We start from the raw sequence: 7,822 nt of genomic DNA on the forward strand, positions 1-7,822 counted from the left end.
GCCGACAGGCGGCGGGCGCGTTCCGCCGGATCCAGCCGGCGGCAGGTGCCGGGATAGGCGGGCCCCTCCGGCCCGGCCTCCCCCGGATGCGGGGCCGCGCCGCTGTGGGCGATCTCGCGCGCGATCTCCGCGCGGGTGCAGAAGCAGGGATAGAGCAGGCCGCGCCGCGCCAGGCTGTTCAGGACCAGGCGGTATTCCGGCAGGTGTTCGGACTGCACCCGCACCGGACCATTCCAGTCCAGGCCAAGCGCCCGCAGGTCCTCCCCGATTGCCGCGCGGTATTCGGGGCGGCAGCGGGTCGGGTCGATGTCCTCGATGCGGAGCAGGAAGCGCCCGCCCGCCCGCCGCGCCGCGCGCCAGCCTTGCAGGGCCGAGCGCACATGGCCGAGATGCAGGTAGCCCGTCGGACTCGGGGCGAAGCGTGTGACCACCTCCGCTGTCATGACGCCGCTCCGCCGCGATGCGTGCCGGCTGCGGATATGGCGATGCCTTGGTCCAACGGAGCGGGATGGGGTTCGCGGGGCATCGGAGGGTCCTGAACGCCGGGCAGGCGGGGCAGGCTCTATAGCCGCTCTCTGCCCAGGAGAAGACGAGCCGGGGAAAGCGAGGAAGGAGAAGATGGAATGGCGCAGGAGAGTTCCAACATCCTGCCGGAAGGTCCGGAGCCAGGGCGTGGCCCGGCGCGGAGCTGGGGCCCGCCCTCTGGCCGGACGCCCCGCCAGCTCGTGCTGCTGCTGCACGGCGTTGGAGCCCGGGGCGACGACCTGCTGCCCTTCGCCCCCGCCCTGGGCGGGGTCCTGCCGGATGCGCTCTTCCTGGCGCCGGATGCGCCGGAGCCCTATGACGGCGCGCCCTTCGGCCGGCAATGGTTCTCGCTGGAAGACCGCCGCCCTGCCGTGCTGGTGCCCGCCATCCGGGCCGCCGCGCCGCTGCTGGCGCGGCGCATCGCCTTCTGGCTGGACAGGCTGGGGCTGGATTCCGGGGCGCTGGTGCTGCTCGGCTTCTCCCAGGGCGCGATGATGGCGCTGCATGCCGGGCTCCGCCTGCCGCATCCGCCCGCCGCCATCCTGGCCTATGCCGGGGCGCTGCTGGACCCGGAGGGGCTGGAGCGGGAACTGGTGCGCCCGCCTCCGCCGGTGCTGCTGGTGCATGGTGAGGTTGACCCCGTGGTCCCGGCCGAGGCCTCCCGCCGCGCCGCACTCCGGCTGCGGCAGTTCGGCGTGCCGGTGGAGGCATTGTTCGAGCCGGGGGTGGACCACACCATCTCGCCGGAAGGCATGATGGCGGGCGCGGCCTTCCTGCGGCGTTGCATGAAGCCTTCGTGACCTTTGCGGCACAAGCTGTTGCGGCGTGGCCCACCGCATGGCAAACCAGCCACACACATCGGACGGCGCCACTTCATCTGGGGCCTGATCGTCCGGACAGGCCCCAGCGCTGGTGGTCCCGTCCCTCCGGGATGGGGAGCCACACTTGCCTGACGGTGGTCAAACTTTCCCAGCACTGGTGCTGAACGCGGATTTTCGGCCGCTTTCCTATTATCCGTTGTCGCTCTGGTCCTGGCAGGACGCGGTGAAGGCCGTGTTCCTGGACCGTGTCTCGGTGCTCAGCGAATACGAGCATGAGGTGCGGTCTCCGACTCTCACCATGAAGCTGCCCAGCGTCATCGCCCTGCGGGAATACATTCCCTCGGCGCGCAAGCCGGCCTTCACGCGCTTCAACGTCTTCCTGCGCGATCACTTCTCCTGCCAGTACTGCGGTGATGGCTTTCCCACGCCGGAACTGACCTTCGACCATGTGATCCCCCGCTCCCGCGGCGGCCGGACGACCTGGGAGAATGTCGTGACCGCCTGCGGCCCCTGCAACCTGCGCAAGGGATCCCGCCTGCCGCGGGATTGCCAGATGATCCCGCGCGTGACGCCGCGCCAGCCCACCTCCTGGGAGTTGCAGGATAACGGTCGGGCCTTCCCGCCAAACTACCTCCACCAGAGCTGGCGCGACTACCTGTACTGGGACAGCGAACTGGAAAGCTGACGGGACACCCTGTCGCGCGGGAGGCGCCCGGCCATGGGACAGGCGCCTCCCGGGTTCTGCCTGCTGAGCCTCAGCTGAACAGGAAGTCGCTGGCGTGGAAGCCGGCGACGGTCATGTTCTTGAAGACGACGCTCTCCCCGCCGTCGAGGGTCATGACGACGCTGGTGCCGGACTGCTTCATCGCGGCATGGGCCTCGGCCCAGCTGTCCACGCCGAAGCCCAGCAACTGGATGACGTCGCCCTCCGCATGGCTGAAGTCCACGACCGTGTCGCGGCCGGCGCCATCGCTCTTCTGGAAGAGGAAGGTATCGGCCCCGGCACCGCCGAAGAGCACGTCATTGCCGGCGCCGCCGGCCAGCGTGTCCTTGCCGGCATAGCCATAGAGCGTGTCGTTGCCTGCCATGCCCTTCAGCACGTCCTTGCCGTCGCTGCCGTAGAGGAGGTTGTCCTGGGCATTGCCGGTGCCGGTCAGGCCCTCCGCCGTCAGCTTCAGGCGTTCGACATTGTCCGTCAGCGTGTAGCTGATCGAGGCATAGACCCGGTCGTCGCCAGCATTGGCGGACTCGGTCACCACGTCGCCGGCATTGTCCACGATATAGGCGTCATTGCCGGCGCCGCCGGCCATGTGGTCCGCGCCGGTGCCGCCATTCAGCGTGTCGTTGCCGTCGCCACCCTCCAACGTGTCGTTGCCGGCATTGCCGTAGAGGACGTCGTTGCCGGCCATGCCCTTGAGCGTGTCGGCGCCGTCGCTGCCGTAGAGGACGTTGTCCTGGGCATTGCCGGTGCCGGTCAGGCCCTCGGCCGTCAGGTTCAGGCGTTCGACATTGTCGGTCAGCGTATAGCTGATCGAGGCATAGACCCGGTCGTCGCCGGCATTGGCGGCCTCGGTCACCACGTCGCCGGCATTGTCCACCTTGTAGGTGTCGTTGCCCGCGCCGCCCGCCATGTGATCCGCGCCGGTGCCGCCGTCGAGGTAGTCGTTGCCCGCGCCGCCGTTCAGCGTATCGGCCCCGTCCTTGCCGTAGAGGTTGTTGCCCGCGTCGTTGGCGGTGATCACGTTGTCCAGCGCGTTGCCGACGCCCTTGAGCGCCGCCGAGCCCGTCAGCACCAGGTTGTCCGCGGTGGATGCCAGGGTGGTGCTCACCGCGCTGCTCACCGTGACCGGCGTCTTGCCCGCCACGATCTGGTCGGTCAGGGAGACGGCATAGTCGATCGTGCGGTTGTAGGTGAGCCAGGAGGCACTGGTCAGCAGCTCGTTGCCGTCCACGAGGATCTGGTCGACATAGGCATTCCGGTCGGTGCCGGCGGCGCCGCCATAGGCGTCGTTCAGGAACTGCACCGAGATGGTGTGGGCGCCGGCATCCCAGTGACCGCTCAGGGTCAGGTCCTGGGTCTGGCCGCTGCCGTGCTGGGCGGCGACGGTGACCGTGTCGCTCATCGCCACGCCGTCGATGAAGACCTTCACCTGGGCATCGCCCTGCCAGCTGTCCCCCGACAGCTTCAGCGTGATCGTGTGCGCGTCGGTCGTGGTGCTGCTGTCCGGCGGGATGGCGACGCTCTTGGCATCCGCCATCTCGATGACCAGCGGGTGGTCGGTCAGGCTGATCTGGAGCTGGCTGACATTCGAGTAGGTGCTCTGGGCGTCGGTGCCGAGGAGCGGGTCATAGACCTTCACGGTGCCGAAGACGTGGTCCAGCGTCACGGTGACCGTGGTGCTCTTGGCCGCGATCTCGGTGAGGGTGGTGCTGTCCCAGAGCTTCTGCTCGTTCCATACGGCCAGCTCGTAGGTGCCGGAGGACTTCTCCAGCAGCAGCGTGTTGCCCGTGGCCGGCAGGCCCGAAACCGAGTAGCCCAGCGTGCCGGTGGTGAAGCTGTCCGAGGTGCTGCCGGTGTCGGATAGGATCGTGGTCAGGTTGTGGATGGCCATCGCCGCGGGCTTGGCCGACCAGTCATAATTGAAGAGGCCGTAATGCGCCTCCTGGTTGGTGTCGGTAGGGTCCTGGAAGGAATCCACCAGCTCGTAGAGGTATGTGGCCTTGTAGCCGAGCTTGTAGGTGTCCAGCAGCAGGTTCAGCGTGTACTTGGCCTGGACCGCCTCGCTCACGCCCTGGTTGCCGGCGCCGGAGGTCTGCGTCGGGTAGCCGGATTCCGTGATGACCATCTGCTGGCCAGGATTCATCTGGTTGGCCATCGGCACGTAGGTGCTGAGCACGGAGTAGGAGGTCGCGCCGCCGCCGTAGTAGATATGCGCGTTGCCGTAATCGGCATTGGCCGAGTTGTCGCCATAGGCCGCGAAGCTGCCGGAATCCGAGGCCGCGACGCTGAAGTTGATGATCGGCACGTCCTTCAGCGCGGCGCTGGAGCTCACATAGTCGGCGATCAGCTTCTGCACCGCCCGGGCGCCGGCGATGCCGCCCACGCCGTCCAGCGTGGCCTCCCAGTAGTTGACCTCGTTCGGCCCCTCCAGGCTGCGCAGATAGGGCGCGAGCTTCTCTACCAGGGCGAACTGGTTGGCGTAGGTGTCGCCCTGAACGCCCACCATCATGTCGAGCTTGATGCCGTTCTCGCCCAGGTAGGCCAAGCGGTCGAGCTGCAGCGAGGCATAGCCCGCGGCGTCGCGCACGTTGCCGATGCCCAGGTACTGGAGCGAGGCCAGCACCTGATCGATGTCGTAGTAGGGCGTGTCATAGAACTGGGAGTGGATGTTGACACCGAGGGAGTCGATGAAATCCCCGACGCGGGAAGCCGCCGTGCTGGCCATCTTTGCAACCTATGGTTGTATTGAAGGACAAAATTCTTCCGTGCGGGGCAGAAATGGACACTCTTCCTAGGTGTCATCTCTCATCCGCTTGCAACCATAGGTAGCACTTACAAACACGATTACGAGAGGAATTAATCATCAATTCGTGAATTTCACGTTTTCGCGGGTTAAAGGTAACAGAATGTTCCTATTGTGTTCTAAACCGCCGCATGATTATGGGTCATAAAGCCTCTTCCGAAGCTTATTGTCGTTCCGAAGAAAAAAATGGACGTTACCGGACGGGCCGCCCGGCGGCCAATGACTGCCCAGGATTGCCGGATGGATATGTCTGGGCAGGCACCCGGCGGCCCGTGTCGGCGGCACCCCGCTCCCGGACCGGAACCGGTCAGGCGTGGCGGCGCAGCGCCTCCCGGAGTCCGAAACCGCCCAGCAGGAGCGCGTAGAGCAGGTTCAACTGAGCCATGGTAACGGGCAGCCCTGGGATCAGGTAGGTCGGCGCGTCGCAGGGCTTGTCGGGCTTGGCCGCCATGGCCTTCAGCATGTCATCCACGCTCAGGCCCAGGGAGGCCGTGGGGGCCTGGCAGGACGGCAGGGGCGACGGCCACCATTGCTGCTCCACACCGATATGCAGCACCGCGAGACCGCCCGACACCAGCACGGCGAGGGCCGCCAGGACCAGCAGGCCACGCGAGCGCAGGAGACCCGCCAACAGCGCCAGCAGCACCGCCACCCAATAGGGCCAGCGTTGCCACAGGCAGAGGGCACAGGGTGCGAGGCCCAGGAAGGTCTCGGACGCCAGGGCGGCCAAGGGCGCTGCGGCGGCCAGTACGGCCAGCGACAGGGAGGAGCGGCGAATCATGGCCGCAACGCTGCGTCCGCTCCGTCAGGCGGGCAAGTGACGACGCCGCTTGCGCCGGGCGAGGCTGCCCGGCAGCGAGATCACGGCTTGCGCCAGGAACAGGCCGAGCACCAGGCCGCAAAGCCCGTAGGTGGCGGCGGCACTGCCGAGGATGAGCTGCGGCACGTGGGTGTCCATCGCCGTCCGCAGCACGGCGCGCTTGTCGGCATCGGGCTCGCTGATCAGGTCCCAGGCCGCGTCCAGCGGCTGCAACAGCGGCGGCGCGCTCCCGATCCGCTCATGCGCCCGGCGCAGCGCCTCCGCCTTGGCGACCGAAACGGCCAGCCCTTCGGCATTCGAGGGCTCGGCCTGCCGCAGGGCACCGATCACGCCCTCATCCGTGTCCGTCGCCAGTCCGTAGAACTGCCGCGCCTTTTCCTTGCGCTGCTCGATGTCGCGGCGCGCATCCTGGCTCACCTGCTGCAAGGCGGCGTCATAGGCATGTGTCAGCGCCGGGATCTGCATCGCCGCCACGCCGAGGACCAGGGCCAGCCCGATCCGTAGCGAATCGGAAAGCCAGCGCCCGATGAAACCGACCATCCGCCTCTCGCCTCCACGCCGGGACAGCCTGGAAAGCACCCGCCCCCGGCCGTGGTTGCGGAGGGCCGGATGTCCTTGGGGGACAAGCCGTTTCTCCGGCCCGGCCGCGGTTGACTGCGCCCCCGCTTCCCGTAAATCTCCCGCCGCCGACGGGGGCTCTCCGAGGTGGCCGGCAGCCATCGCGGGTGCCTCCCCGGCGTTTGGGGGCGTGGTGGAACGGTAGACACGAACGACTCAAAATCGTTTGCCTTCACAGGCTTGCCGGTTCGAGTCCGGCCGCCCCTACCAATATTCGTGACCGGGAAACCGCCTTGGGACCGGCGGCCCGGAAGGGCGTCGGAGTTCGAGTTCCTCCGGGGGTACCGGACCCCGTGCCGCAGGGCGGTGGATCCCACGGCCAGCCGCCTCCGGAACGGCATCATCGCAAAGGCGTGTGCGCCGGATGCCTTCGTGCCATCTTCCGCCGGCAGGGCCACGGGCTATGTAACCGTCTGTCCCCGGCCATCCCGCCGTGGGCGCGCCATGCCGCCCGGGGCTCCGGGCGAGATGCGAGGAGCCCTGGATGACCCCCGCCCTCTCACGCCGCGCCGTCCTCCTGGCCGGCCTTGCCCTTTCCCTGCCGGCCCTGCTGCCTCGGTCCGCCCGCGCGCAGGCCGCCTCCGGGCGCCCGGTCGTGGTGGGCTCGAAGCTGGACACGGAAAGCGCCCTGCTCGGCCAGATGATCGCCTTGGCGCTGGAGGCGCAGGGGATGACGGTGGAGCGAAAGCTGCAACTGGGGCCGACCCGCATCCTGCGCGCCGCGATCCTGAACGGCGAGGTGGACGTCTATCCCGAGTACACGGGCAATGGCGCCTTCTTCTTCCAGATGGAGGATGACCCCGCCTGGCATGACCCGCAGGCCGGGGCGGAAAAGGTGCGGGCGCTGGACCTGGAGCGCAACAAGCTGGTCTGGCTGACGCCCGGCTCGGCCAACAACACCTGGGCCATCGCCGTCCGGCAGGATCTGGCGAAGGACGCGAAGCTGGAAAGCCTGGAGGACCTCACCCGCTACCTGAAGGGCGGCGACAGCACCTTCAAGCTGGCCGCCTCGGCGGAATTCGTGGAAAGCCCCGCCGCCCTGCCCGCCTTCCAGAAGGCCTATGGCTTCACCCTGCCGCCCGAAAGGCTGCTGGTCCTGGCCGGCGGCGACACGGCGGTGACGATGCGCGCGGCGGCGGAGCGGCTGAACGGCGTGAATGCCGCCATGGTCTATGGCACCGATGGCGCCATCCAGGCGCTGGAGCTGAAGGTCCTGGCCGATCCCAAGGGTGCCCAGATCGTCTACCGTCCCGCCCCGGTGGTGCGCCAGGCGGTGTTCAACGCCCATCCGAAGATGGGCGACTGGCTCAAGCCGGTCTTCGACTCGCTCAGCCTGGAGGTGCTCCAGAAGCTGAACGCCAAGGTCGTGGTGGAGGGCGCCAACCCGCGCGACGTGGCGCAGGCGCAGTTGCGCAACCTCGGCGCGGCGCGCTGAATGGCGCGCAGCGCGGCGCTGCCGGCGCTCCGCGACCGGGCGGCCCCGGTCCCGATCCCGCGCGAGGCCCTGGCCGCGG

At 68.2% G+C, this 7,822-nt stretch carries 7 protein-coding genes and 1 tRNA gene; 4 read left to right on the plus strand and 4 right to left on the minus strand.

What is annotated here, in order from left to right; translation table 11 throughout:
- Nucleotides 1-443, minus strand: a 443-nt coding sequence (locus tag ROTAS13_RS15455; protein WP_253187694.1) for a glutamate--tRNA ligase family protein, incomplete at its 3' end; no start/stop codon positions are given.
- Nucleotides 444-623: 180 nt separating this feature from the next.
- Here ROTAS13_RS15455 and ROTAS13_RS15460 point away from each other — a divergent pair.
- Both ROTAS13_RS15460 and ROTAS13_RS15465 read left to right on the plus strand, forming a co-directional pair.
- Complete coding sequence (locus tag ROTAS13_RS15460) at nt 624-1,325, plus strand: alpha/beta hydrolase (protein WP_019461214.1); 702 nt, start codon at nt 624-626, stop codon at nt 1,323-1,325.
- Between the two features lie 145 nt (nt 1,326-1,470).
- Complete coding sequence (locus ROTAS13_RS15465) at nt 1,471-2,031, plus strand: HNH endonuclease (protein WP_026033204.1); 561 nt, start codon at nt 1,471-1,473, stop codon at nt 2,029-2,031.
- A 70-nt stretch (nt 2,032-2,101) separates the two neighbouring features.
- Here ROTAS13_RS15465 and ROTAS13_RS15470 read toward each other — a convergent pair whose 3' ends face one another.
- The 3 genes from ROTAS13_RS15470 to ROTAS13_RS15480 form a co-directional block, all read right to left on the minus strand.
- On the minus strand, nt 2,102-4,792 hold the full coding sequence (locus ROTAS13_RS15470) for a carbohydrate-binding domain-containing protein (RefSeq protein ID WP_058389027.1): 2,691 nt from the start codon (nt 4,790-4,792) through the stop codon (nt 2,102-2,104).
- A gap of 385 nt (nt 4,793-5,177) precedes the next feature.
- Nucleotides 5,178-5,651 (minus strand): disulfide bond formation protein B, encoded by a 474-nt coding sequence (locus ROTAS13_RS15475; RefSeq protein ID WP_058389028.1) that lies wholly within the window; start codon nt 5,649-5,651, stop codon nt 5,178-5,180.
- Nucleotides 5,652-5,675: 24 nt separating this feature from the next.
- On the minus strand, nt 5,676-6,230 hold the full coding sequence (locus tag ROTAS13_RS15480) for a DUF2937 family protein (protein ID WP_058389029.1): 555 nt from the start codon (nt 6,228-6,230) through the stop codon (nt 5,676-5,678).
- 202 nt (nt 6,231-6,432) lie between these two features.
- On the opposite strand from ROTAS13_RS15480, the gene ROTAS13_RS15485 reads away from it, so the two are divergent.
- Nucleotides 6,433-6,518 (plus strand) — tRNA-Leu (locus ROTAS13_RS15485).
- A gap of 274 nt (nt 6,519-6,792) precedes the next feature.
- The gene (locus ROTAS13_RS15490; protein WP_075822780.1) at nt 6,793-7,743 is read left to right on the plus strand and encodes an ABC transporter substrate-binding protein; all 951 of its coding nucleotides are present in this window, start codon (nt 6,793-6,795) and stop codon (nt 7,741-7,743) included.
- The last annotated feature ends 79 nt before the right edge of the window (nt 7,744-7,822 follow it).

Source organism: Roseomonas sp. TAS13 (assembly GCF_001950415.1).
Classification (GTDB): Bacteria; Pseudomonadota; Alphaproteobacteria; order Acetobacterales; family Acetobacteraceae; genus Roseomonas; species Roseomonas mucosa.

What these genes read in the sequence shown, in the direction of transcription:
- ROTAS13_RS15470 (WP_058389027.1), bottom strand. Translation starts at nt 4,792, where the DNA reads ATGGCCAGCACGGCGGCTTCCCGCGTCGGGGATTTCATCGACTCCCTC.
- ROTAS13_RS15475 (WP_058389028.1), bottom strand. Translation starts at nt 5,651, where the DNA reads ATGATTCGCCGCTCCTCCCTGTCGCTGGCCGTACTGGCCGCCGCAGCG.
- ROTAS13_RS15490 (WP_075822780.1), top strand. Translation starts at nt 6,793, where the DNA reads ATGACCCCCGCCCTCTCACGCCGCGCCGTCCTCCTGGCCGGCCTTGCC.
- ROTAS13_RS15480 (WP_058389029.1), bottom strand. Translation starts at nt 6,230, where the DNA reads ATGGTCGGTTTCATCGGGCGCTGGCTTTCCGATTCGCTACGGATCGGG.
- ROTAS13_RS15460 (WP_019461214.1), top strand. Translation starts at nt 624, where the DNA reads ATGGCGCAGGAGAGTTCCAACATCCTGCCGGAAGGTCCGGAGCCAGGG.